Origin of the sequence: Acinetobacter sp. SwsAc6, assembly GCF_013391565.1 — a bacterium.
In the GTDB taxonomy this organism is placed as follows: Bacteria; Pseudomonadota; Gammaproteobacteria; order Pseudomonadales; family Moraxellaceae; genus Acinetobacter; species Acinetobacter cumulans.
The window spans coordinates 107,434-132,873 of the sequence record NZ_JACAXE010000006.1; the positions used below are offsets into that span (position 1 = coordinate 107,434).

Here is a 25,440-nt window from a genome sequence, read left to right on the forward strand (position 1 = left end):
ACCTGCAACACCTGCAACACCTGCAACACCTGCAACACCTGCAACACCTGCAACACCTGCAACACCTGCAACACCTGCAACACCTGCAACACCTGCAACACCTGCAACACCTGCAACACCTGCAACAACATCTATGCAACCGACTGTACAGACAGTGGTAGAAACATCAGCCGTTAATACACAGGAACCTGAACAAGGTGCGCTGGTAACTCCTACAGCAAAAGTACAAGAAGCAAATGCTGAACATCAACTTGAGCGTCGTTTGGATGAGGCGTATGTTGAAAATCCATCAGCGGATGTAGTGACTGCAGAGATAGGAACAACGGTAAAGCCTGTTATTGAGCAGGTTGTTGAAGTAGCGCAGAATACGACATCTACAGTACAGCCCAAATGATGTAATTGAAGATCATATTGTCTAAATTTTAGGTTGATCGGTAGCACATAAAAAAAGACGCATTTTGCGTCTTTTTTTATGTTAGAAACTTTATTTTGTTGGGCTGGCTTTGGGTTTAAACCATGTGCGGATCATCACGAAGGCAAAAGGAATAAAAATGAGAACCAAGACCGTACCAAAAATCACTCCACCAAATACACCCAGGCCGATTTCTTGACGGCTGACTGCGCCAGCACCTTGTGCAAATATCAGTGGAATAACACCTGCACCAAAGGCCAATGATGTCATTAGGATTGGCCGAAAACGTAATGAAGCTGCTTCTATAGCTGCATCAATCACATGTTTGCCTTCGCGCTGTGCCATTGCAGCAAACTCAATAATTAAGATGGCATTTTTACACGATAAGCCAATGGTTGTGAGCAGTGCGATTTGGAAATAAATATCATTTGGGAAACCACCCAAGAATGAAAAGATCACACAGCCTCCAATCCCTAAAGGAATCGCAATCATGACCGCAGCAGGAATGGACCAACTTTCATATAAAGCCGCTAAACATAGAAAAATAAATCCGATAGAAACAGCATATAAAAACAGTGCTTGATTACTGGTTTTTTGTTCCTCAAAAGACAGTCCGCTCCAAGCCAAATCAATATCTTTGGCTTGATCTACCAAGCTTGCGACTTGTTGCATTGCTTGGCCTGAGCTAACTGCTGCAGTTTTGTCTGCATTAACTTCAAGTGCACTATAACCATTAAAGCGGTTGACCAATTCTGGACCACCAGACCAATTAATGGTAGAGAAGCTCGCAAAGGGTACCATTTCATTTTGATTGTTGCGTACAGACCAGTATTGCAAATCTTCTGGTGTAGCTCGGAAGGGCGCATCACTTTGTATCATGACGCGTTTAATTCGGCCTCTATCAATAAAGTCATTGATATATTTACCACCCAATGCAGCTGATAATGTACTGTTGATGTCAGCCATCGCGAGGCCAGAAGACATGGCCGCTTTAGGGTCGATATTAACCTCTAATTTGGCTTTGTCTGGCGCAGCTTTTTTATCAAGATTTTCAAAACCTGAGTATTGCGCAGAATCTTGCTTTAATTGCGTGAATTGCTGATTTAAAAATTGACGACCTTGACCATTAATATCACGAATCCAAAAACTTAGGCTGTCGGTATCTCCTAAGCCAATGACAACTGGCGGTGCAGTAATGTTAATTTTGGCATTGGCATGACTACGGAAATAAGCATTCGCACGCTCACGTATAGCATTGGCATTATTTTTTTGCCCACTACGTTCATCCCACGGCTTGAGCTTAATAAAGCCTTGGGCCATGTGTTGACCTGTACCCGTACGGTTGCTGCCATAGCGGAGCATAACCAGATCAACATTATTTTTTTCATGTTCTAAGAAATAATCACGAACCGATTCACCCACTTTCATGGTCTGTGACATTGGTGCATTGTCTTGTAAGGTAATTTGTACACTTAAACGACCTTGGTCTTCATTGGGTAAGAAGCTGGTTGGTAAGGCACGATAAAACAGTGCAAACACAAGAATAAGTGCAGCAATGATTACAAAGCTCACCCATTTAAAATCAATAATGGTATGGCTAAGTTTTACATATTGATGTTTTATAGCTTCAAGCAAGCGGTTAAATCGCGTCGCCCAAGTAAATGGTTGTGTCGTTGGTTTTAAAATAAGTGCACACAATGCAGGTGTAAGTACTAACGCGACTGCAAGTGAGATCGACATGGCAGTAATTAAGGTCAGTGCAAACTGACGATAAATGACCCCAGTAGAACCACCAAAAAATGCCATTGGAATAAATACAGCAGTGAGCACCAAGGTAATACCCACCAGTGCGCCACTAATTTCATGCATAGAAGCTAAAGACGCTTGTTTGGCATCTAAATGTTGTTCGTGCATCAGCCGTTCAACATTTTCAACCACCACAATGGCATCGTCCACCAGTAGGCCAATGGCCAGTACAAGTGCAAATAAGGTGAGGGTATTAATACTCAAACCTAAAAGCAGGAGTACACCCATTGTGCCTAAAAGTACGACAGGAACAGTAATGGCAGGAATTAAAGTTGCACGCCAGCTTTGCAAAAACAGGAACATGACGACAATAACCAAAAGAATGGCTTCAAATAATGTTTTGACCACTTCTTTAATGGATTCACGGACAAATGGTGTGTTGTCGCTTGGATAAACCAGTTTATAGCCATTTGGTAAAGACTTAGACAAACGGTCGACGGTGTCTTGAATACGTTTTGCAGTTTGAATGGCATTAGCACCAGAGGCTAAAGAAATAGCCATACCTGCAGAAGGATAACCATTAATGCTGTTGTAAGATTGGTAATTTTCTGCACCTAACTCTACTCGTGCAACATCTTTTAAATAGACAAAACTACCATCAACATTGGCTTTTAAAATAATATTTTGAAATTCTTCAGGCGTTTTTAAACGAGAGCCCGAACTGACTTTGGCATTTAAATATTGTTCTTGTGCGCTAGGAAGTTCACCAATACCACCAGCAGCCACTTGCGTATTCTGTGCTTCAACTGCTTTTTGAATATCACTTGGGATGAGGTTGTATTTTTTGAGTTGATTTGGATTTAACCATATCCGCATGGCAAACTTTGAACCAAATACGTCAACTTCACCAACGCCTTCAACGCGTCCTAATTCGCTCTCTAAATGCGTCAATAAATAATCAGACAGTTCAATATTGCTGCTTTTATGTTGCTCATCATATAGGCCAATCACCATATAGGTATCACCTAAAGACTTGAGGACTCTAACCCCTTGGCGTTGGACATCATCTGGTAAGCGACTTAATACACTATTAATAGAGTTTTGTACTTGAACTTGCGCTGTATCTGGATCAGTACCATTTTCAAAACTAATATTAATGCGGCTACGGCCATTGGCATCACTGCTGGAGCTAAAATACAGTAAATGATCCAGCCCTGTAATTTGCTGCTCTAATATTTGGGTGACGCTTTCTTCTACAGTTTGCGCATCTGCACCTGAATAGGTTGCGCTAATGGAAATACGCGGTGGCGCGATATCTGGATAACGCTCTACAGGTAAATTTAATAATGCAAATACACCAGCAACCATCACAAAAATGGCCAGTACAAAAGCAAAAATAGGGCGCTGGATAAAATATTTAGAGAGCATAATTTAATTACTTTCCATTGCGCTGAAAAGTTCCATTTATAGGTTAAGCTACGAGCGCCAACGCTTTAAATCAGCCAAAATAGACTGAGCATAAACACAGAAATTACTTTGTACTTATATACTAAAAACATGAATAAAAAATGTAGCTCATGCAACAAGTCTAAAAAATAAATACAACTTGATTGACTGCATGCCTTTGCAAGCGTGCCTATATGTTACAAATGTAAACTGAAGCCATGATTGGATTTAAGGAAAATATAGATTATCTCTAAATAAAGCACTTCATTATGCTTAGTGATTAAATTGCGCATAATTTAAAAATATTTTTACTTTGGCTGGGTCTTATGGTTTTTGCGTGTGTAGAGTGCTCTGCAGTTTGAGGTTCTATCTCCAATCAGTACAAGCGTTTTAAACCCATTGAGAATATTTATTTATTGTACTTTTGGGCTTTTATAAGCCGACTTGAGGGCATAATGAGTATAAAGAATGTAGTAAAAATTTATAAAAAATGAAGATGACATGAATGCATAAATAAGTGGAGGCGATGATGGTTGAAAGAGAAAACTTAGTTGAGCAAATAAAAATCGCAATCCAGTCCCAACAATATGAACAGGCTAATCATTTATTACAATATTTAAATGCAGCCGATATTGCACTGGTACTACAGCAATTTAAGCCAAGCACTCAGGTGCAGTTATTGCATTTATTGGGAAATAAGGCTGATGTATTTTCATTTTATAGCCCAGCCGAGCGCGTTAAATTAGCTGAGCAACTGAATATTGCAGATTTGGTTGAAATAATTGAGCAAATGCATTCAGACGATAGTGCAGATTTGGTCAAGGCATTATCGCCCATCGTACAAAAGCAATTATATACCCGACTCAGTTTAAATAAGCGACTACAAATTCGTTCCTTAGCAGCATATCAGGAAGAATCCGCTGGCGCGATTATGAGTTTGGATGTCGCGACTTTGCCTGCGGAAATTACTATTCAGCAGGCGATAGAACAACTCAGACAAGATACGTCTAATCCAGATACCTTGTACCAAATTTATATCGTGAATGAACACAAACAACTGAAAGGCGTGATTTCATTACGAGAAATGATTTTAGCCAATCCTGAGGACATCATTGCCGATGTAATGCATAAAGAAGTAATTTATGCACATGTGGATGATGACCAAGAAAGCGTTGCTAAAAAGCTTAGTTATTATGATTTTATTGCTTTGCCAATTGTGAATGATCAAATGCAATTACTGGGTATTGTGACCTATGACGATGCTTTGGATGTGGTCAGTGAAGAAGCCACTGAAGATTTTTTAAAAGCGGGTGCGGTCAATGCCAATAGCAAACTGAGTTTAAAAACAGCGCCAATCTTTCAGCTCTATCAAAAGCGGGTATTTTGGCTGGTGTTTTTAGTATTTGGCAGTTTGCTATCGGGATTTGGAATTGCACACTTTGAAGATATTATTGCCACAAATTTAGTATTGGTGTTCTTCTTACCTTTATTGGTTGGCAGTGGCGGAAATGCAGGATCACAATCTGCAACTTTAATGGTGCGTGCCTTGGCAACAGGGGATGTGCATTTTAAAGACTGGTTTTATCTGATTGGCCGTGAAAGTTTGGTGGCATTATGTCTTGGCGCCACGATGGCAATTGCCGTCTCTGCATTGGGCTATTACCGTGGTGATGAAATGGTCGCTTTGGTGTTGGCACTCAGTATGATGGCAATTGTGATGTTGGGTTGTTTGATTGGTATGAGTCTGCCATTTATATTAAACCGCATGGGGCTAGACCCAGCCAGTGCATCTGCACCCTTAGTGACTTCTATTTGTGACGCCTCTGGTGTATTGGTGTATTTATTTATTGCCTCTCAGCTATTACTTTAAGTAAGTTACTATGGATTTATAACTTATGTTTTGCCTGATTTAATCGCATTTGGACAATACAATGACCGAAAATAAACAGATTAAAAATCTTGAAAAAAAATTGTCAGAGCAAGAGGTGATTCGCTTAGAACGTGACTTGGCTAAATTTGCCAACATGATGGACTCTGTCATAAGGATTCCATTTACCAAGCAAGGCGTAGGTGCGGATGCTGCTTTAAGTACCATTCCAATTGCAGGAGACATCGCAGGTTTTGTTTTGACCTGTTATGCCATTATGAAAGCCAAGCAAATTGGTGTACCACAGCAAAAACTAAACCCTGTGATGAAAATGGCAATGTTAGATGCTGTTGTGGGCTTTATTCCTATTGTAGGAACGGTATTTGATGTTTTTATTCGTCCAAGTCGCAAGGCCTTAGATGTGGTACATACGCATATTCGTGAAGAATATCAAATTCGTAGTGATACACATGTGGTGCATCCTTTCTTGCACGAACAATTAGAACAGAAACAGCAACATTCAGCTTTTTGGCGTAATCCAATTGTGGCGTGGATCTGGATTCATATTCCAGACTTGTTGGGGCTGTTGTTCATTGTATTATTTTTATTTGCGATGTGGATGGGTGGTGTTTGGTTGTGGCAATGGATACAGCATTTTTAAATGTGATGTATTTAAACAACAATACAGACATTAAAAAAGCCTCCGCGAAGGAGGCTTTTTTCATCGAATACTTAAGCTAACATTATGGGCAATCTAATTGCTGTAATGCGGCAACACGTTGTTCGATCGTTGGGTGAGTTTGGAACAAAGCAGCTAAACTAAAACCTTCTTCACGTCCTGCAGAAATCGCAAAAGCTTTCATTTCTTTAGGCATCGCATCTGGCATTTCAGATTCTGCTTGTAAACGTAACAATGCAGAAATCATGGCTTGTTTGCCTGCTAGGCGAGCACCCGCTTCGTCAGCGCGGTATTCACGATAACGCGAGAACCACATCACGATAGATGAAGCAAGAATACCAAACACGATATCCAGCACAATCGTAATCACAAAATAAGCGATACCAGGTGCTTCACCTTCTTCGCGACCAAAGACATTACGGTCAATAAAATCGCCTGCAACACGTGCAAAGAACATCACAAAGGCGTTGACTACACCTTGAACCAAAGCCAAGGTCACCATGTCGCCATTGGCTACGTGGCCAATTTCATGTGCCAATACAGCGCGAAGTTCGTCTTTGTTCATACGTTCTAGCAAACCCGTTGAAACAGCGACAAGTGCGTCGTTTTTGTTCCAACCTGTTGCGAAAGCGTTAGATTGATAAGAGGGGAAAATACCAACTTCAGGCATTTTAATGCCAGCACGTTGCGCAAGTTGAGCAACTTCTTGTAAAAGCCACGCTTCAGCTTGGCTACGCGGTGCGTTCGGGTCGATAATTTCAGTACCAGTGGTTTTTTTCGCCATCCATTTAGACATGAATAGAGAAATTAAAGAACCAACCATACCAAACACAAAACAGATTACCATTAGGTTGCCAAGCTGTAAGCCGCCTGCGCCGTGGTAACTGCCGACACCGAAGAGTGACAAAATAATGCCAGCTACAATCAGTACCGCGAGGTTGGTTAGCAAGAACAAACCAATCCGCATCATTGAGAAAATCCTCGTATTATGGAAAAATAATCTGATCTACAAATCATAATCATTAAGTTCAATATGAGGTGAAAGTCTAATAATTTCAAGAAATAATTAGTAAATCTCTCAGAAAAAAGAAAAATGCTGTCTTTTTAATCTTTAAAATAGATATGTGCAGAGGCAGTCGCATTGGCCGTGGTATAGGAGCCTGGTGCATCAGTAAAGCTATTGCTCGCATTTTGAATTACATGACGCTGATATTTATTACTGGCTTTAAGTTCAGTCGATGTTTCATTTTGCTCATAATTGGCTGAGCTAGCAATGATTTTGCCTGCACCTGAATTTGATGCCGTACTGGTATTGTAATCGCTGATTGTACTTGCGCCGTTTGCATATAAGTTGTTATAGCGACTGGTCACACGGCGTACATAGTCTTGTGTTTCACGAAAAGGTGGCACACCGCCGTACTTTTGCACATTGCCTTCTCCTGCATTATAACCAGCTAAAACTAAAGACGTGTTGCCATTAAAGCGCTTGGTTAACCATGCCAAGTAACGTGCACCTGCCATAATGTTTTGAAATGGATCATAAGCATTTGACACATTAAAGCGTCGAGCTGTTGCTGGCATCAGTTGCATTAGACCTTGGGCACCGACTGGGGAACGGGCATTCACATTAAAGCCAGATTCAGTATGCATGACGGCTTTAATTAAACCTTCAGAAACACCGTGTTGTTGAGCGGCCTGTTTAATAATGTGGTCGAAGGCATTTTTGTTACGGCTATAGCTGGGCAAAACTGAAGATTCGTTTGATCCCCAGTTATTATAAGTGTGGATATTACTGTCTGGATAATAGGTCACTTTCACTTTTGTGAGTGATTTATCTGCACTTTGACGGTTGGTGAGTAGGGTGCTGCCTTGTTTATCTTTATAAATATAAATTTTTCCTGCATGGCTTATTTCAACCATGCCGAAAGACAGTACTGATCCCAAAATGCAAAATGCAAAATTTTTTGATTTATTTTTCATTGTCGTCGTCGAAAAAACTTCTGTCCCCAAACAGTACAAATAGAGTGTAGCAAAAATAAAAGCGATGAAAAGCTTTGATCTGTTTATTTATCGGCTAGTTTGTAAAAAGCAAGTCATTTTGCTGATTCAATAATCAAAAAAAATATTTATTTTTTTTTAATGAGCATAACTTGACACATTTAAGGTATTGATATTTAAGGAATATTAAATTGATCAAAAAATGATCAATCTAAATGAAAGCCTTAAAATAAGGGTGGATCAAGCTGTCAAGCCTTTTAGAATCCACAAAGTTATCCACAGCTTTTGTGGAAAACTGTGGAAAAGTCCAAAAGATAAGCATCTTGGCTAAAAAACAGACGCAAGCGTTCAAATTTACCGCGCTTCGATTACTTGATTATGACTGTATTTTGACAATTTATGGAATTTACATTCTTTTAATGCGGTGAGAGAGCGAATCAGCTAAAATTGCGCGGTTATTTTATTTATGGGTTAATCTCGTCTATGTACTCGCCAGTTGAGTCCGAACAAGGATTTAATTTCAAGCCTGAACTGCCTACCAGCTCAGCTTACTATCGTTTGCTGAAAAAGCTCCGTCGCCAAGTCGGTCATGCGATCCGCGATTTTAAAATGATCGAAGATGGTGACAAGGTTATGGTGTGTATTTCTGGTGGTAAAGACAGTTATACCTTGCTGGATATCTTGCTTCAGTTTAAACGCATTGCGCCAATCAACTTTGATGTGGTTGCAGTTAACCTTGACCAAAAACAGCCAGGTTTCCCTGAAGAAGTACTGCCACGTTATTTAGAAGAAAATAACATTCCGTACTATATCTTGGAAAAAGACACTTATAGCATCACAAAAAAACTTACCCCTGAAGGTAAAACTTATTGTGCTGTGTGTTCTCGTTTACGTCGTGGTTCTTTGTATGGTTTTGCGCAAGAAATTGGTGCAACTAAAGTGGCTTTAGGTCATCATCGTGATGATATCTTGGCGACTTTCTTTTTGAACTTGTTCCATGGCGGTAGCTTAAAAGCGATGCCACCAAAACTTTTATCTTCGGATAAAAAGAATATCTTGATTCGTCCACTGGCTTATGTGGAAGAAAAAGACATTATCAAATATGCTGAAATGCGCAAGTTTCCAATCATTCCATGTAACTTATGTGGCTCGCAAGAAAACTTACAGCGTGCCATATTGAACGATATGCTTCGTAGCTGGGATAAAGAATATCCAAAACGTTTGCACAGCATTTTTGGTGCATTGCAAAATGTATCACCATCACAATTGGCTGACCGAGAATTATTTGATTTCGAAGCGCTAGATAGTGAACGTGAGTTTGACTTCAAAGAGGGTGCATGCTCAACTGAAGAAGCACCAGAAGGCGAAAGCAAACGCATTAACATGGTGAATTTAGGTTTTGTTGCGGACTAAGTTCTAAAGGCATTCAAAAAAGCATCTGAAACTCAGGTGCTTTTTTTATGTATTTGATTTTATTCATTGTTGTATGGTTTTGATTAAAATTGAACGGTGCGTGCAAAATTCTTTAGCTATTTTGCAGGTGATCATGCTATAACAAGCGACAAGCAAAAAATGCTTCTTTTAAAATGCTGTCTGGATAGGCTGCACACACGAACAAAGAGATTGAGGATAGAACATGCCAGCTTTTTTAACTGACGATTGGTTTTCGACTGTAGAAACTCTAACTGCTCAAGCAGGTGACTTAAACTTACCACCAGCTCTGGCAAATCTTGCGATTAATTTGGTTGTTGCAGACGCTTCTGGCAATACTGAATTGTCTTTAGACGGTGGCGCAATTAAAAAAGGCTTATCTGCAAACGCAAAAACAACGCTAAACATGGATGCTGAAACTTTACGTAAAGTATTCCTTGAGTTTGATATGGCTGCAGCTATGCAAGCATTCATGACAGGCAAAATAAAAGTTCAAGGTGACATGTCACAATTGATGGCACTGCAAACTGCAAAGCCTAGCCAAGAACAAAAAGACTTATTCAAAAAAGTACTTGAGCAAACGGCTTAAGACTCATGAGATGAAGTGAATCACTTCAAATCAAAAAAGCTTACCCTTGGGTAAGCTTTTTTTTTTCGATCTTTGAGCGAGGCGTATAAAACTAGCTTTAGATATTCACCAATTGCGGTGTGGTCTTAATATGCTCTAAATAGGCACGGATACGTGTGACATATTGTACAGCTTGACGATAACGACCATTGCTGGCTTTGTTACGGTCTAAATAAGTGTAGAGGTTCACCCATTTGTTTGGATTTTTACCCTGAGCTTTAATTTTGCTTTGCAATTGCGAAACTGCACCTGGCCCCATGTTATATGCAACCAATGCATACCAGTTACGGTCAGGCATTGGGATATGTGCATATCGTGCCAGCATTTGATCATAGTACTTCGCACCGCCTTGGATGCTTTGCGCTGGATCTGTGCGATTACTTACACCCATTGCTTTCGCTGTGCTGTTGGTCAGCATCATCAGCCCGCGTACGCCAGTAGGTGATACAGAGTCCGGTTTTAAATATGACTCTTGATAACCAATAGCTGCCAATAAATGCCAGTCAAGATTATATTGCTGTGCAGTTTTCTTAAAGCTTGCCTTATATATAGGCATACGTTTGCTCAGATCCCGTTGGATCGTGTTGAGCGCATCTTGCTTTAAAACATTACGATTATAAAAAGATGCTAATTGCCCAATAGAACCATTTTGCTTTGCACGGCAAATAAAACCACTTGCAGTTTGGCTAAGTGGATCACTGGCGTCTTTAAAAACCCAATTCAGGTTGCTATTTAAGCCATTTTTTTGCAGTGAAACGGTATCGCCACAGCTCGCAGAAAATGAAGTTAAATGCTTAGCTTCAATCGATTGAATGCTACTGGTGGTCATGGCGAAGTTGGCTTGACCTTTAGATACCATTTTTAAAGCGGTTGCATTGTCTGGAACAATTTTAAAATCAAGTTTTACATTGATGCTTTCTGCATAGTTGCGCGCAAGGTCATAACCAAAGCCATGTAAGTGCTGGCCATCTTTAAAGGCAGTGCTTACATCTGCAACTGATACGACAATTAGTTTGTTGCTATTTACAACCGAATCATATTGATGGGTTGTCTTACTTGCATTAATACTGTGAAACGGAATTAAGACAGTACTAAATACAAATGCTTTTAAAGGGAGAGAGTTTAAAGAGTTAAGGCAAAGCCTCGACCCAGAAGTTGAACTACTGTGCATGTTGTCTCCGCTACAAGTAATTTATGCCCTAAAAAGTGAAGACAAAAAATGCCTCATACTTTCTCAAGTTTGATAAATTCAATAAGGGTTGGGCAGTCATGAACGTCATTCAGAATGACTAGGAAAAAATGGGAAATATGTAGAATTTCTACACTGATGAAAAAACAAATTCGCTTAAAAGATGTGCGCATAATAAAGAGCAAAAAAATGCTTGTCAAATTTTGTACGAAAATATTTAAAAATTAACAATATAAGTTATTGAAATAAATAAATAAAAAAAATTGCAAAATATGGTGGTACAAGTGTTGTGTTAAAAGTGAGCGAATTGTGTAAATTTTGATACTTGAAAATGAAAGTAAATATGTCAAAAAATCTTATTAAATTGAAAATGTCATTCTTCAAAAAATGACCTGAAACGAGGCTGTTTTGTATCTTAAATGGACTTATTTTATGCGTTAAATAAACTCAGATTTTACGTATATTACAGTGTATTTGATGGTTCAATTTAAACTTTGGAGTATTGGGCTACTTTTAAAAAAAATGCACTAAATATGCAATAAATAACAACGAGATATTGTTGTATGCTTGATTGTAAAATAGACAAAATTAACTTGTTTTATAGGTGAAAACGATAGTTGTAAATAAGCCATTAACAGTACAACGAGCTTAAGCGATAACTACCGATAAGATTAGGCCATCATGAGAGCTTTAAAAACTGAGATTTTTAAATAAAATTCAGGATGTATATATGAAGAAAAGAGTTGATCTAATGTATGAAATTTATGCAAATTTTAGTGTTCAGCTTGATAAGTAAAAATTGCTGTGCTTTTGCAGGAAATAACAGCCAATCATGTCCCATTTTTCATTGACACTTTTTAGTCATATTTACGATTTTAGCTATTAAAAATTTGATGCCTATATTTGATAGATCCCTGATCCATAAATGTCGCTGTATTAAGGCTAGCCATTTAAAGCATTCTTGATGCTATTTGATTTGCAGAGCAAGTCTGTCGTTGAGAATCTGGATTTGGACGGAATTCCACATATAGGAGGACTGTATTTGAAAGGAAGAAAACTTTGTTTGTGAAGGAATCTAATGATTAAAATTGAAAGATGAAAAATATTCACTTATAGTGTTTGCATTGATTATTACATCTAGATCTCCCATGATTGAACTTCGTCATTTAAAAACGCTGATCGCTTTAAGAGAGCATGGTTCTTTGGTATCAGCAGCCAATGATTTGTGTCTCACACCTTCTGCGATTTCGCATCAACTTAAAGAGCTTGACCATTGGTTTGGTGTTGAGGTAGTTAACCGTCGCAGTCGCCCGGTAAGTTTTTCCAATGTAGGGCAACGTTTATTAAAGTTAGCCGATGAAATTTTACCTCAAGTGCAAATTGCCCAATCGGATATTACGCGTATTGTGCATGGGCAAACGGGTCGAATTACTTTTTCTTCAGAATGTCATAGTTGTTTTGATTGGCTCATGCCTTTGCTTAATCAATATCGCCAGCAGTATCCAGATGTCGATTTAGACTTTGCCTCAGGTTTTGAAGCGAATCCACATGAACTGTTACAAACAGGGGAGTTTGACTTATTAATTACTGCGGATCCTATTGCACTAAAAGGCATTGAATATTTTCCTATCTTTGAATATGAATCACGTTTAGTTTTGTCGAATACGCATCCCTTAGTTAGAGCGAAAGATATTACGGTACAAGAGCTTGCAGATGAAACATTGGTAACTTACCCCGTCGATAAGCATCGTTTGGATATTATGTCGCGCTTGTTTATACCTGCAAATATTTTGCCGAAGCAAATCCGTACTACAGATTTAACGCAAATGTTAATTCAATTGGTCGCAAGTGGTAGAGGTATTGCTGCTTTACCTGATTGGGTGGTAAATGAATATGAACAAAAAGGCTGGGTGACTTCACGCCGTTTAGATTGTGTGTCAGCAACGGGTTTGCGTCGCACCTTATATGCTGGCTATCGAACTGAAGAGAAAGAAAAAGATTATTTTGAAGGCTTTTTAAAACAGCTGGATAAATTTTCTAAGAAGCGCACCATTTACTATGTATAAAGTCAGCTTAGCTTTACCTACAAATACATACACAGTGTTTGGGGTTTAATGGTAATCTTGAATTGAGATTAGGCTGGTGCATCATATTGAATTTGAATGATATACCAGCTTTTTTTACCATTGGGTGTTTGTACTTGTATTTCATCATCGATGGATTTGCCTAAGCAGGCTTTGGCTACAGGAGATTGCAAAGAGATATAATCTTTACGCCCATATATTTCTTCATCACCGACAATACGAAATTTAATGCGTTCAGCATCATCATTTTCGAGTTCGACCCACGCCCCAAAATATGCTTTACCATCTTGTTCTGGGCTGTATTCGACTTTATGTGCCACTTCAAACAGCTTGGTTAAAAAGCGAATACGACGGTCAATTTCACGTAGCTTTCTTTTGTTGTAGTGGTAGTCAGCATTTTCTGAGCGATCGCCAAGACTGGCAGCCCAAGACACAATTTTGGTGATTTCAGGACGTTCCTTACGAACCAAATCGTTTAACTCATCTTGTAGTCGTTGATAACCTTCAGCTGTGAGTAGTTTTCGATTCAAAAGATTCGTCTCCAATTTGTGTGATAAACGATGCCGTAGTAAGAATGAGCTGTTATCAGCTTGCTACTATCATAGGGCGCTGAAGCTGAATATCAAGCGCTTTGATTTGAAAGATCTTATTCGATTCAGCACGGAGTTTTTGCTGATCGTTTCCTCACAAGCGATATGTAAAGTTGTGGAATGAGTATTTTGTTTTTATTTTGAGCACTCAAACCGAAATTGTTGAAAAATAATTGCCAAGCACTCATTTTATTTATATGATGCGCAACATGGAAGCGTGGCAGAGCGGTTTAATGCACCGGTCTTGAAAACCGACGAGGGCTTATACCCCTCCGTGAGTTCGAATCTCACCGCTTCCGCCAAATTCAAAAAACCCAATCGAAAGATTGGGTTTTTTTATACTTGGAATTTTATTTGTTGTTGATAGCAAAGTCGTCTTAAAATGCTCACGCTAAGATGACGTCTATTTCTAAGGCAAAATCCACGCTTGTATTTTGTTTTATAAAGACGCTAACGATCTAGAACACAATGCTGAGTAAGACATTTAAATGTACATGAATGCCTAAAAAACATGTCGCTCTCGTTGAATTGAATAAAAAATAATTAAACAGTGCTAAATTACTATGAAATATCTGAAAAATATTTGCCATTCTGAAAGAATATTTATATGATAGCGCCCATGGAAGCGTGGCAGAGCGGTTTAATGCACCGGTCTTGAAAACCGACGAGGGCTTATACCCCTCCGTGAGTTCGAATCTCACCGCTTCCGCCAAATTCAAAAAAGCCCTTGTGAAAACAAGGGCTTTTTTTTTGTGTCTCATTTAGGCCAATATCCATTCATGAGCCGAAAGAATAGATAGACTTGATACAAATAAACATTCTACTATTGAAGTACTTTGCTTAAGTCCAACATTAAATGCGATAAAAGCATAGTAACCATAAATCTGTATGAAATAGACTGTAGTCTGAAACAAGAGATTCGTGGTAGCACTATGATAAAATTGCTAAGAATAATTCATACGAATAATCAAATAAAAAGTCGCTGAGTTATCAAATAATAAGGAGTGAGAAATGGATAAACCACTAGAAATTGATGAACAGGAATGGCAAGCACGTTGTCAGCTGGCGGCCTTATATCGTTTGATTGCTTATTATAAAATGACTGACTTAATTGATACGCACATTAGTTTACGTTTAGCACATCAGCCTGAATATTTTTTAATTAATAAATATGGCGTTACCTTTGATCGTATGCGCGCTTCAGATTTGGTCAAAATTGATCATGAAGGGAACATCGTCGCACATTATGATGAAGGTAAAATGGTTAATGTTGCAGGTTTTGTAATTCATTCCGCCTTACATCATGCGCGGGCAGATATAAACTGTGTAATACATACCCATACTGCGGATGGTATTGCGGTTTCAGCACAGACACAAGGCCTATTACCTTTATCACAACATGCGCTGAAGTTTTATCAAAATATTGCTTATCATGAATATGAAGGGATTGCTTTTTCGACTGAAGAGCGGGTACGTTTGGTGAAAGACATGGCCCATTATCGGTGCATGATTTTACGTAATCACGGGTTGCTGGCAACAGGTGATACGGTTGCACGAGCCTTTCATGAAATTTACTTTTTAGAACGTGCATGCCAAATTCAGATTAAAGCCTTGAGCAGTTCATCATTGCATTATCCTAGTCCAGAAGTGCGTGAACACACACTCAAACAATTTGAAAGTCCACAGGCAGAGCCTATTATTAGGGTGGCCTGGAATGCCGCATTGTCATTAATTGAAGATCAAAAAGCGGATTATTGCCAATAGTTTGACGAAGCATTGCCCAATCAAAAAATCGACATGGTTTTAGCTTTATATAAAGCTAAGGCAGAGTACGAATTGAATAAGATGTGGCTTATTTTATCTTAGTAGGTCTGGGCGTGAGGGAAGAGAGAATAGTCAGCGTCTAGCCAAAGCGTTATCATAGTGCCATTACAGTAGTGGAATGTATTATGAAAATTGTTGCAGATGAAAATCTGGCATATACCGAATATTTCTTTGCAGAATTTGGTGAAATACAACAAAAAGCAGGTCGCACTTTAACGGCAACTGATGTGCAAGATGCGGATGCACTTTTGGTTCGTTCTGTAACGAAAGTAAATACAACGCTTATTGCTGGATCATCATTAAAATTTGTGGGTAGTGCAACGATTGGAACAGATCATTTAGATATCGCTGCAATTGAGCAACAAGGCATGACATGGTCAAATGCGGCAGGTTGTAATGCGCAAGCTGTTGCAGAATATGTCATTACTGCTTTATTAAAATTAAAACCTGAATTATTAGACGCTGGCGATGCTTTTACTTTGGGTGTTGTTGGTTTGGGTAATGTCGGTTCACGTTTGGCGACAATGGCACAGCTATTGGGTTGGAATGTGATTGGCTACGATCCTTTTGTGCAACGCGATCATGTCAAGCAAGTAGAATTTGCAGAACTATTAAAAACTGCCGATGCGATTTCAACACATGTGCCGTTGACCAAAAATGTTCAGCATTCGACTTATCACTTAATCGATGCATCTGCATTGTCGCAAATGAAAAAAGATGCAATTTTGATTAACTCTGCACGTGGGCCAGTGGTTGCAGAAGCGGATTTAATTACAGATATTCAAAAAAATCAGCGTCAAGTCGTGCTTGATGTATTTGAACATGAGCCAGAAATTTCAGAAGAATTGCTTAACTTAATCACTTTGGTTACACCACATATTGCGGGTTATAGCTTAGAAGGCAAAGCACGTGGCACACAAATGATCTATGAGGCTTTTTGCAAAACCTTTCATTATGTTGCAAGCAAACAATTTGAAACGCAATTACCCACTTGCGAAGCACTATTCGTTAATCAGACACTAAAAGAAGCGCTAAAAAATCATCTGACAGAAATTTATGATATTGCTCGTGATGATGCAAATCTGCGTGCCTGTCTGGCGGATGGTAAGGTAGATCAAAAAGCTTTTGACTATTTACGTAAAACCTATCCGCTTCGTCGTGAATGGGCTGCGCATGGAGGGCCTAAAGCATGAGTCATGTACATTATCAACCGACTTGTGATTTAGAAGCGATGCGTGCGCGTGCAAAAATGTATGCACAGTTACGTCAGTTTTTTGCATCACGTGATGTATTGGAAGTGGAAACGCCAGTCTTATCTCAAGCAGGGGTAACGGATGTGCATTTAGCTTCAGTACAAGCCCAGCGTCATGTTTTAGGTAAAAAGGCCACGCATTATTTACAAACTTCGCCTGAGTTTGCTATGAAGCGTTTATTGGCTCATGGTAGCGGACCCATTTATCAAATTTGCAAAGTATTCCGTGATGATGAGCATGGTCGTAAACATAATAGTGAATTTACCATGTTGGAATGGTATCGACCTGTATTTTCACTGAAAGATTTAATGTTAGAAGTTACCGACTTATTAAATGTTGTTTTAGCACATCGCTTTGGTGAAGTTAGACCCACCATTTATAGTTATAAACACGCATTTATGGATCGTTTGGATTTGAACCCACTTAAGGCAACGCTACAAGAGCTGAAAGATGCTTGTCGCCGTGTGGGCTTAAATTTAGATTTAGGCGACGACCGTTTAGCCTATATCGATTTATTGTTTTCACACATGGTAGAACCGAGTTTAGGGTTTGATACCCCCGTATTTTTAACGGACTTTCCACCTGAAATGGCATCACTAGCAAAAACGCGTATTGATGAAGACGGTGAGTTGGTGGCGGCACGCTTTGAACTGTATATCGAAGGTTTAGAATTGGCCAATGCCTATGATGAACTGATTGATGCAGATGTGCTTCGTAGTCGTTTTGAGGCGGATAATGCGGAACGTGAAAAGCTTGGTTTGCATATCATGCCGATTGATGAGTATTTGCTAGCTGCCTTACCCACTATGCCCGAATGTTCAGGGATCGCTTTAGGCATTGATCGCTTGCTAATGGTGGTGCAAAATCAAATGAAATTGGAAAAAGTCATTACTTTCACCGCTGATATTTCATAAGATCTATTCAATGATCGGCTGATGATTAAATCAGCCGATCATTTTAAGTATTTCGTAAAGCCCAAACTATAGGCTTCAAATTCTAAACTTTTATAAAAAACATGGGCTGGATACCGTTCGGGACGATTGCCACTATTAAGTAAAATACGTTTTAAACCTTGTTCGATCGCTATTTTCTCAATAGTCTGCATCAGTGTTCTACCTAAGCCAAGACTTATATACTGCTCATCAATGACAAAAGCTTGAATTCGAAAAAAACCTCCTCAAATTCCCAGCTGTATTGTTTGATCAATCCTGCATAGCCAATGACTTGTGCATTAGATTCGATAACCAATGTTTGATAATGCGGATCTAAATGAATGAGTTGCCAATGTTTTTGAATGCGTTCAAGCTCAATTTGATAACCGAGTTGGTAGGTAAGACGATGAATATCTTTGAGATCAGTATCTAATTGAAGTGGGCGAATATAGGCATGCATGTAGCGACTGCTCCATTGTTTAGTTAGAGCATAAATGTTTTATTGGTAGATTGATGGTAAAGATTGTTGCAAAAAAGATGAACATTAACGCTGTTATTATTATTTTTACATCTTTATTACTGTTTCGCCAAAAATAAAAAAGCTCCCAAAGAAGCTTTTTTATTTCAGAATGTGCTTAATCAGCAAGAGCAGTGTATTTAGCTTTTAAAACGCCAAGTGCTGCAATTCGGCGCTCAATCAGCATTTCTCCAATATCTGGCCCTTGAATTTCAGGTGGCAAATCCTGTGCTTTAATATTACGCACCACTTGCATAGCATCCAAAACATAGCGTGATTGAGGGTAGTCACGGTCTTCTAAGCCTAAACGGCCTCTAGAATCACATTCACAAGCTTGTACAAAGGCTTCAACACGTTCTGGGCGACGTAATACATCTAAACGTTGTAATAGGCGCCATAAAGTACCAGGTTTTAGGGTAAGTGCTTGGTGGCACTTTAAATGCTCCTTACATACAGCAATTGCTAACTGCTTGGTATTTGTTGGAACTTTTAAACGATCACAAACATCAGATACAGGTTTAACACCACGTTCTTCATGCATAATATGGCGTGGCCATTCTTCTGCAGGTGTGAGTGCTTTACCAAGGTCATGAACCAATACTGCAAATCGTACATCAAGGGAATAGCCAGCACGGCAAGCTTGATATAATGACATCATGGTATGAATGCCACAGTCAATTTCAGGGTGGTACTCGGGGCGCTGAGGAATACCGTAGAGTGCATCCAATTCAGGGAATAAGACTTTTAATGCACCGCAACTTCTGAGTACTTCAAAGTATTCATCGGCATGATTTTCCATTAGTGCACGAGATGTTTCCTTCCATACACGTTCAGACGTTAACGCATTTAACTCACCAGAAGTGACCAATTGACGCATTAACTCAAGTGTTTCATCTGCTACACGAAAACCGAGTGCTTTATAACGGGCTGCAAAACGCGCAATACGTAATACACGTAGCGGATCTTCCGCAAATGCATCGGATACATGGCGCAATAGGCGCAATTGTAAATCACGTTGACCGCCGTATGGGTCGTAGATATTTCCATCCTGATCTTTTGCAATTGCATTGATCGTCAGGTCACGACGAATTAAATCCTGCTCCAATGTTACGCTGACATCGGTATAAAACTCGAAGCCATGATAGCCATGTCCGGATTTACGTTCTGTACGCGCTAAGGCGTACTCATCTTTGGTCTCTGGATGAAGGAAAACGGGGAAATCTTTACCCACAGGTTGATAGCCTTGGGCAAGCATGTGTTCCGGCGTCGCGCCGACCACTACATAATCTTTTTCGTGATAGGGGTGTCCAAGCAATTGATCTCGAACTGCACCGCCCACTAAATAAACTTGCATGAAAAAACCTCTATTCTTGCAGTCATCATGCTACAGAATAGAGGTTTTCTCAAGTCAGAACTGTGGATTCAGTGAACTAAATCACAGTGCATTTTTTTCGTTTTCTTGAATTTCAGCAACTGTAAGTGCTGTCATATTCACTAAACGACGTGTTGTCGCTGTTGGTGTCAAAATATGAACAGGCTTCGCTGCACCAAGCAAGATCGGGCCAATGGTGACATTGTTACCTGATGTTGATTTCAACAAGTTAAACGAGATGTTGGCTGCATCTAAGTTCGGCATAATCAATAAATTTGCAGAACCTTTGAAGCGTGAATTCGGGAATGCAAAATGACGAATATTTTCGTCTAATGCCGCATCGGCATGCATTTCGCCTTCAACTTCTAGTTCAGGTGCAATTTCAGTTAAAATTTCGAATACTTTACGCATTTTTTGTGCACTTGGATCATTTTGATCTGAACCAAAGCTTGAGTGCGAAAGTAAAGCAACACGTGGTGTGATACCAAAACGACGTACTTCTTCAGCAGCTAAAATGGTCATCTCAGCCAGCTGTTCAGCCGTTGGATTAGTATTTACGTAGGTGTCGGCAATAAATAAATTACGATCTTCAAGCATCAATGCATTGAGGGTGAAGAATGTGCTACGACCTTCTTTTAAACCAATCACATTTTTTACGAAGTCAAGGTGAATGTCATAGCTTGAATAGGTACCACAAAGCATACCGTCTGCTAAACCATGACGAACCAGCATTGCTGCAATGAGCGTAGAACGACGACGAGACTCACGTTGCGCGTATTCAGGTGTTACGCCTTTACGTGCCATAAGCTCATAATAGTCATCAGCAAATTGTTCATAGTGCGGGTTTTTCTCTTGATCTACGATTTCAATGTTGAAACCATTTTCAAGGCGTAAACCAAGCTTTTTAATATTTGCTTCAATCACAGCAGGGCGACCCACCAAGATTGGTTTAGCCATACCTTCATCAACTGCAATTTGAACTGCACGAAGTACACGAAGGTCTTCACCTTCAGCGTATGCAATGCGCTTCGGATCTGTTTTTGCTTGCGCAAAAATAGGTTTCATCATGAATGCTGAGTTATAAACAAACTCAGACAAACGTTGACGGTAGTGAGCAAAGTCTTGAATTGGGCGAGTTGCAACACCTGAGTCCATTGCAGCTTGTGCAATTGCTGGTGCAATTTCCAAAATCAAACGTTGATCTAATGGGCGTGGAATAAGGTAATCACGACCAAATGATGCAGATTTTTCACCATAAGATGCAGCATCTGCTTCTACATGTGCCATACGCGCAATCGCGTGTACACATGCAATTTTCATTTCTTCGTTAATGGTGGTTGCGCCAACATCCAATGCACCACGGAAAATATATGGGAAGCAAAGGGCGTTGTTTACTTGGTTTGGATAGTCCGAGCGACCTGTAGCCATAATCACATCTGGACGTGCAGCGTGGGCATGTTCAGGTAAAATTTCTGGATCTGGGTTAGCCAAAGCGAAGATGATCGGGTTGTCCGCCATCTCTTTAACCATATCTTGAGTCAAGATACCAGCAGCAGAAAGGCCAAGGAACATATCTGCACCCGCCATAACATCGGCAAGTTGTGTACCTTCAATATCTTGTACGTATGCTTTTTTAGAATCATCAAGGCCTTGACGTTGCGTAGTTAATAAACCACGTGAGTCAGCCACAATGATATTTTCTTTTTTTGCACCTAAGGCACAAAGCAAGTTAAGACAAGATAGAGCAGCAGCACCTGCACCAGATGCTACAATTTTCAGTTCTTCAATTTTTTTGCCATTCAGTTGTAGGGCATTTAACAACGCTGAACCAACAATAATTGATGTACCGTGTTGATCGTCATGGAATACAGGAATATTCATGCGTTCACGGAGTTTTTGCTCAATATAGAAACATTCTGGTGCCTTGATGTCTTCAAGGTTAATACCACCAAAAGTTGGTTCTAATGCTGCAACAATATCAACAATTTTGTCTGGATCATTTTCAGCAATTTCGATGTCAAATACGTCAACACCTGCGAATTTTTTGAATAATACGCCTTTACCTTCCATCACTGGTTTAGAAGCCAAAGGACCAATATTACCTAAGCCAAGAACGGCAGTACCATTCGTTACTACGGCAACCAAGTTACCACGTGCAGTATACAGTGCAGCTTTAGATGGGTCTTTTTCAATTTCTAAACATGGTGCAGCGACACCCGGAGAGTAAGCAAGCGCTAAATCATGTTGGTTAACAAGCTGTTTGCTTGGTGTTACGCTAATTTTACCTGGCGTTGGAAACTCATGATAATACAATGCCTGCTGTTTTAAAGATTGATCGTCCATCTGTATCTCGATTGTTTTAAGTTGCCCAGAAAACGGGAGTTTAATAGCTATTAATCAACTGAATATATCACTTGTTAGACAGTTGGGACAGACTCAGCGTGTCATTTTTTGAATCCTGAACTGTCACATTTTTTTGTCTTATATTAAGTAGCTATAAGTGAGGCACAGGTATTTTGTTCTAAATATTCGGTTGCTTCTTGTTCTGGTAGCGGCTTAGAAAATAGGTAACCTTGTGCAATATCACAATCGAGGTCTTGTAAGTATTGAAGTTGCTGTTCGGTTTCAATCCCTTCAGCAACGACGGTCATTCCCATGGCTTTGCCCATTGCAATCATGGCACTCACAATGGCGGCTTGTTTGTTTTGCCCAATTTTAGATACGAAACTGCGGTCAATTTTTAATATATCAATTGGAAAATCAGCAAGATAGGAGAGTGAAGAATAACCAGTTCCAAAATCATCGAGTGAAATATTAATATTACGTAGCTTAATTTCGTTCAGTTGATTTTTAACATCCTCGGAATTTTCTAACAGTGAAGATTCGGTAATTTCGAGTTCTAAATCTTGGCCTTCAATTTGGTTGAGGCTCATTGCATCGTCTAAAACTTCGAGCAATTGTCCGCGTCTGAGTTGCTGTGCAACAATATTCACTGAGACGCAAATATTATTAAAGCCCATGTCTTTCCATTGGCGGATTTGTTTGGCAGTTTGTTGTATTACGATACGACCAATGTCTGATATTAGGCTAGTTTGCTCTGCAAGTGGAATAAAAAGATTAGGTGGAATAATTCCCTTTTCAGCATGATTCCAACGTACTAGTGCTTCAAAACCACATACATTTTTATCTCTAAAGTTGATTTTAGGCTGGTAATAAACCATTAATTCGTTGTTTTGAATGGCTTTGCGTAAGTCACGTTCGAGGAATATACCTTGCTCTAAAAGGGCTGTATTTTCTTTCGAATAATAACGAATCGTGTTGCCACCTAGTGTTTTAGCTTCGGTGAGGGCTTGCTCGGCACAATTGTTTAAATAATCCAATTGGCGTCCATGCTCTGGGTAGAAAGCAACGCCCATAGAGATGGTAATTAAATGATCTTGTTTGGCAATATTAAATGGCAAGCCAAATGCTTTGTTAATACGTGCACATTGATCGTGTACCGAAGGGCATAAGTGGGACACTTCATACACAATGGCAAAGTCATCACCATTTAAATGCGCCATGAATAGTGCTTCTGGGTTGGTCAAACGCAAACGCTGAGCAACTTGGCGTAGTAATTCATCACCACCGTTATGGTTTAAATATTCGTTGAGTGGGCGGAAGCGATCGATATTGAGGCGAATAATGGCAAATTGTGAGTCACGCTGTGTTACCAAAAGTTTATGTAATTGATAGTTGTAGTAAAAACGATTAGGTAAATCTGTCAGCGTGTCATAATTTTCTAAATAAGATAAACGTTGCTCTTGGAGTTTACGTTCAGTTAAGTCAGACACAATACCAATATAGTGCGTGACTTTATGGTCTTCATCAGTGATGGCATTAATGTGCATCCACAAGGTAAGTTCTTTGCCAGAGAGGAATTTTTCATTTAATTCGCCATCAAACTCATTCATATTCATGAGTTGTTTAATCACACTGTAGTGGGCACTACGTTGTTGTGACTTGTAATTCGCTGTGATGTCAAATAGGTGTTTACCTAAAATTTGGTTGCTACTAAAGCCTGTTAACTTTTCATAATAAGGATTGACGTCGATATAACAGAGCTCTTCGTCGAGTATAAAAATGCCTTCAGCAGCTTGTTGTAATACACTGGTGGCTAATTTAATTCGCTCTTGTGACATTTTTTCTTTTTGAATATCACGACGAATGCCTACCATGCGGATGGCTTTTTTTGTATTTGGATCACGTTCAACCACACGACCAATGTCATGTACCCAAATCCACTTGCCCTCTGAGTTTTGAATACGGTAGTTGGCTTCGTAACGTTCACTTTCACCGCGTAAATGCAGTTTTAAGGTTAGTTTTAATTGTTCTGCATCATCAGGATGAATTTGGTGTTGTAATTGTTCAAGGTGCTGTTTTGAATCACGGACTTGTTTTTCATATAAGTGGTTGGTGATCCGAATTTTGCGATCTTTAATGTTCCAATCCCAAGGTCTTAGGCCTGCAATTTCGTGTGCTAATACTAAGTTTTCTTGTTGATTTTCTAGGTCTTTGTTCATTTGCTCAATATCATAGGTACGTTCACGTACTTTTTGCTCGAGCAGTTGGTTGTTCAGCTGTAGTTGTAGCTCAATATCTTTAGAGTGGTTTATTTCATCTTGAAGCTGTTTGCATAAATCATCTGTCCACGTGACTTGTTGTGCAGCATCTTTCATTAAGAGTTGATTGCGTGCATACGTGGTACTCAGGCGCAGGTTAATTCGATATGACGTTGTTGCACATAATAAAATAACAATAAGTGCAAAATTCAGAGCCAGACTAAAAAGGGGGTTGGTGTCGTGTTGAATAAAATATTGTGAAAATAAAAATGGAATGATGGAAGGCAAAAAAGTGAGACAAAAATAATTTAACTTTTGGGTTAAGTAGGTCAGGCTAAAGCTTTGAGTCACGATCAATAATAATGCTGAAAGTGTTAGCGCATGAATTTCTTCAAAATCTGGATTGATGGTTGGGAGGTAGTTGTAAAGGATATAAATTCCTATAGCCACCAAGCAACCCACGGTAAAACACTGAATTTGTAGCCAGCGATGGGCGTGATTTAAATTATAAAGCCCAGGTTTAAAATGCGCTGTACTTACAAGCCAAAACAGGCAAACGATAATTTCTGTTGTAAAAAACCATGTAGAAAAATAAGGTGCAGGCGTTGAACTAAAAAATTTGTAAATACAGAAAATATAGAGACAAACAACGAGAATACTGGTTAGAAAATAACGGCTTAAACGAATTGTATTTGCAATTTGGGCGGCATGATTATGCTCCCGAATATATTCATATTGATCTTCTATCATGAATATCAATGCCTTATTTCAATGTAATAATTAAGTCAATTTTTATTGGCCTAGCTGTAAACAGCTCGAAATCCTTTCAAGGCCATACATTTTATCTAAATAAGGGTAATTGCTAGAAGCA

At 39.3% G+C, this 25,440-nt stretch carries 19 protein-coding genes and 2 tRNA genes; 11 read left to right on the forward strand and 10 right to left on the reverse strand.

Annotated features, from left to right (window positions below):
• Positions 1 to 394 (forward strand): hypothetical protein (locus HYG93_RS19220; protein WP_218646783.1); only part of this gene is annotated, 394 nt, incomplete at its 5' end.
• Between the two features lie 90 nt (positions 395 to 484).
• Here the strand turns inward: HYG93_RS19220 and HYG93_RS06330 are convergent.
• On the reverse strand, positions 485 to 3,586 hold the full coding sequence (locus HYG93_RS06330) for a multidrug efflux RND transporter permease subunit (protein ID WP_178962076.1): 3,102 nt from the start codon (positions 3,584 to 3,586) through the stop codon (positions 485 to 487).
• Positions 3,587 to 4,133: 547 nt separating this feature from the next.
• On the opposite strand from HYG93_RS06330, the gene mgtE reads away from it, so the two are divergent.
• Entirely contained in the window at positions 4,134 to 5,474 is a 1,341-nt protein-coding gene (gene mgtE, locus HYG93_RS06335) for a magnesium transporter (RefSeq protein ID WP_256733392.1), read from the forward strand.
• 61 nt (positions 5,475 to 5,535) lie between these two features.
• Positions 5,536 to 6,132, forward strand: a complete 597-nt coding sequence (locus tag HYG93_RS06340; RefSeq protein ID WP_106986436.1) for a DUF4112 domain-containing protein — start codon at positions 5,536 to 5,538, stop codon at positions 6,130 to 6,132.
• An 82-nt stretch (positions 6,133 to 6,214) separates the two neighbouring features.
• Here HYG93_RS06340 and htpX read toward each other — a convergent pair whose 3' ends face one another.
• Together htpX and HYG93_RS06350 are read right to left on the reverse strand one after the other, a co-directional pair.
• Positions 6,215 to 7,120, reverse strand: coding sequence for a protease HtpX (gene htpX / locus HYG93_RS06345; RefSeq protein ID WP_106986435.1), 906 nt, complete (start codon positions 7,118 to 7,120; stop codon positions 6,215 to 6,217).
• 134 nt (positions 7,121 to 7,254) lie between these two features.
• Positions 7,255 to 8,130: a lytic transglycosylase domain-containing protein gene (locus HYG93_RS06350; RefSeq protein WP_106986434.1), complete on the reverse strand. Its 876-nt coding sequence runs from the start codon at positions 8,128 to 8,130 to the stop codon at positions 7,255 to 7,257.
• 501 nt (positions 8,131 to 8,631) lie between these two features.
• Here HYG93_RS06350 and ttcA point away from each other — a divergent pair.
• On the forward strand, positions 8,632 to 9,561 hold the full coding sequence (ttcA, locus tag HYG93_RS06355) for a tRNA 2-thiocytidine(32) synthetase TtcA (protein ID WP_106986433.1): 930 nt from the start codon (positions 8,632 to 8,634) through the stop codon (positions 9,559 to 9,561).
• Positions 9,562 to 9,784: 223 nt separating this feature from the next.
• Positions 9,785 to 10,168 (forward strand): SCP2 sterol-binding domain-containing protein, encoded by a 384-nt coding sequence (locus tag HYG93_RS06360; protein WP_106986432.1) that lies wholly within the window; start codon positions 9,785 to 9,787, stop codon positions 10,166 to 10,168.
• Between the two features lie 97 nt (positions 10,169 to 10,265).
• Here HYG93_RS06360 and HYG93_RS06365 read toward each other — a convergent pair whose 3' ends face one another.
• On the reverse strand, positions 10,266 to 11,378 hold the full coding sequence (locus tag HYG93_RS06365) for a transglycosylase SLT domain-containing protein (protein WP_106986431.1): 1,113 nt from the start codon (positions 11,376 to 11,378) through the stop codon (positions 10,266 to 10,268).
• Positions 11,379 to 12,544: 1,166 nt separating this feature from the next.
• On the opposite strand from HYG93_RS06365, the gene HYG93_RS06370 reads away from it, so the two are divergent.
• Positions 12,545 to 13,462: a LysR family transcriptional regulator gene (locus tag HYG93_RS06370; RefSeq protein WP_106986430.1), complete on the forward strand. Its 918-nt coding sequence runs from the start codon at positions 12,545 to 12,547 to the stop codon at positions 13,460 to 13,462.
• A 68-nt stretch (positions 13,463 to 13,530) separates the two neighbouring features.
• Here the strand turns inward: HYG93_RS06370 and greB are convergent, their stop codons facing one another.
• Positions 13,531 to 14,010, reverse strand: a complete 480-nt coding sequence (greB, locus tag HYG93_RS06375) for a transcription elongation factor GreB (RefSeq protein ID WP_117006510.1) — start codon at positions 14,008 to 14,010, stop codon at positions 13,531 to 13,533.
• 271 nt (positions 14,011 to 14,281) lie between these two features.
• Here greB and HYG93_RS06380 point away from each other — a divergent pair.
• From HYG93_RS06380 to epmA, 5 genes are all read left to right on the forward strand, one after another.
• Positions 14,282 to 14,372: transfer RNA gene (locus tag HYG93_RS06380), tRNA-Ser, on the forward strand.
• A gap of 319 nt (positions 14,373 to 14,691) precedes the next feature.
• Positions 14,692 to 14,782 (forward strand) — tRNA-Ser (locus HYG93_RS06385).
• Positions 14,783 to 15,081: 299 nt separating this feature from the next.
• A complete protein-coding gene (locus tag HYG93_RS06390; RefSeq protein ID WP_106986428.1) occupies positions 15,082 to 15,834 on the forward strand; it encodes a class II aldolase/adducin family protein in 753 nt (250 codons plus the stop codon).
• Positions 15,835 to 16,019: 185 nt separating this feature from the next.
• Positions 16,020 to 17,087, forward strand: coding sequence for a 4-phosphoerythronate dehydrogenase (locus HYG93_RS06395; protein WP_106986427.1), 1,068 nt, complete (start codon positions 16,020 to 16,022; stop codon positions 17,085 to 17,087).
• Positions 17,084 to 18,061, forward strand: a complete 978-nt coding sequence (epmA, locus tag HYG93_RS06400; RefSeq protein ID WP_178962080.1) for an EF-P lysine aminoacylase EpmA — start codon at positions 17,084 to 17,086, stop codon at positions 18,059 to 18,061. The genes HYG93_RS06395 and epmA overlap by 4 nt, the downstream gene beginning before the upstream one ends.
• 38 nt (positions 18,062 to 18,099) lie before the next feature.
• Here epmA and HYG93_RS19335 read toward each other — a convergent pair whose 3' ends face one another.
• The 5 genes from HYG93_RS19335 to HYG93_RS06420 all read right to left on the reverse strand — a co-directional run bounded on the left by HYG93_RS19335 (position 18,100) and on the right by HYG93_RS06420 (position 25,319).
• Positions 18,100 to 18,252: a hypothetical protein gene (locus tag HYG93_RS19335; RefSeq protein WP_252149946.1), complete on the reverse strand. Its 153-nt coding sequence runs from the start codon at positions 18,250 to 18,252 to the stop codon at positions 18,100 to 18,102.
• Between the two features lie 23 nt (positions 18,253 to 18,275).
• Entirely contained in the window at positions 18,276 to 18,539 is a 264-nt protein-coding gene (locus tag HYG93_RS19340; protein ID WP_252149947.1) for a hypothetical protein, read from the reverse strand.
• Positions 18,540 to 18,714: 175 nt separating this feature from the next.
• Positions 18,715 to 19,950, reverse strand: a complete 1,236-nt coding sequence (locus HYG93_RS06410) for a multifunctional CCA addition/repair protein (RefSeq protein WP_117006512.1) — start codon at positions 19,948 to 19,950, stop codon at positions 18,715 to 18,717.
• A gap of 81 nt (positions 19,951 to 20,031) precedes the next feature.
• On the reverse strand, positions 20,032 to 22,311 hold the full coding sequence (locus tag HYG93_RS06415) for an NADP-dependent malic enzyme (RefSeq protein ID WP_106986423.1): 2,280 nt from the start codon (positions 22,309 to 22,311) through the stop codon (positions 20,032 to 20,034).
• 143 nt (positions 22,312 to 22,454) lie between these two features.
• On the reverse strand, positions 22,455 to 25,319 hold the full coding sequence (locus tag HYG93_RS06420; protein ID WP_178962081.1) for a bifunctional diguanylate cyclase/phosphodiesterase: 2,865 nt from the start codon (positions 25,317 to 25,319) through the stop codon (positions 22,455 to 22,457).
• Positions 25,320 to 25,440 lie beyond the last annotated feature (121 nt).

What these genes read in the sequence shown, in the direction of transcription:
- HYG93_RS06340 (WP_106986436.1), top strand. Translation starts at nt 5,536, where the DNA reads ATGACCGAAAATAAACAGATTAAAAATCTTGAAAAAAAATTGTCAGAG.
- HYG93_RS06330 (WP_178962076.1), bottom strand. Translation starts at nt 3,586, where the DNA reads ATGCTCTCTAAATATTTTATCCAGCGCCCTATTTTTGCTTTTGTACTG.
- HYG93_RS06365 (WP_106986431.1), bottom strand. Translation starts at nt 11,378, where the DNA reads ATGCACAGTAGTTCAACTTCTGGGTCGAGGCTTTGCCTTAACTCTTTA.
- HYG93_RS06390 (WP_106986428.1), top strand. Translation starts at nt 15,082, where the DNA reads ATGGATAAACCACTAGAAATTGATGAACAGGAATGGCAAGCACGTTGT.
- HYG93_RS06395 (WP_106986427.1), top strand. Translation starts at nt 16,020, where the DNA reads ATGAAAATTGTTGCAGATGAAAATCTGGCATATACCGAATATTTCTTT.
- HYG93_RS06370 (WP_106986430.1), top strand. Translation starts at nt 12,545, where the DNA reads ATGATTGAACTTCGTCATTTAAAAACGCTGATCGCTTTAAGAGAGCAT.
- HYG93_RS06415 (WP_106986423.1), bottom strand. Translation starts at nt 22,311, where the DNA reads ATGGACGATCAATCTTTAAAACAGCAGGCATTGTATTATCATGAGTTT.
- HYG93_RS06420 (WP_178962081.1), bottom strand. Translation starts at nt 25,319, where the DNA reads ATGATAGAAGATCAATATGAATATATTCGGGAGCATAATCATGCCGCC.
- HYG93_RS06360 (WP_106986432.1), top strand. Translation starts at nt 9,785, where the DNA reads ATGCCAGCTTTTTTAACTGACGATTGGTTTTCGACTGTAGAAACTCTA.
- HYG93_RS06410 (WP_117006512.1), bottom strand. Translation starts at nt 19,950, where the DNA reads ATGCAAGTTTATTTAGTGGGCGGTGCAGTTCGAGATCAATTGCTTGGA.
- HYG93_RS19340 (WP_252149947.1), bottom strand. Translation starts at nt 18,539, where the DNA reads ATGCATGCCTATATTCGCCCACTTCAATTAGATACTGATCTCAAAGAT.
- HYG93_RS19335 (WP_252149946.1), bottom strand. Translation starts at nt 18,252, where the DNA reads ATGCAGACTATTGAGAAAATAGCGATCGAACAAGGTTTAAAACGTATT.
- HYG93_RS06350 (WP_106986434.1), bottom strand. Translation starts at nt 8,130, where the DNA reads ATGAAAAATAAATCAAAAAATTTTGCATTTTGCATTTTGGGATCAGTA.
- epmA (WP_178962080.1), top strand. Translation starts at nt 17,084, where the DNA reads ATGAGTCATGTACATTATCAACCGACTTGTGATTTAGAAGCGATGCGT.
- ttcA (WP_106986433.1), top strand. Translation starts at nt 8,632, where the DNA reads ATGTACTCGCCAGTTGAGTCCGAACAAGGATTTAATTTCAAGCCTGAA.
- mgtE (WP_256733392.1), top strand. Translation starts at nt 4,134, where the DNA reads ATGGTTGAAAGAGAAAACTTAGTTGAGCAAATAAAAATCGCAATCCAG.
- htpX (WP_106986435.1), bottom strand. Translation starts at nt 7,120, where the DNA reads ATGATGCGGATTGGTTTGTTCTTGCTAACCAACCTCGCGGTACTGATT.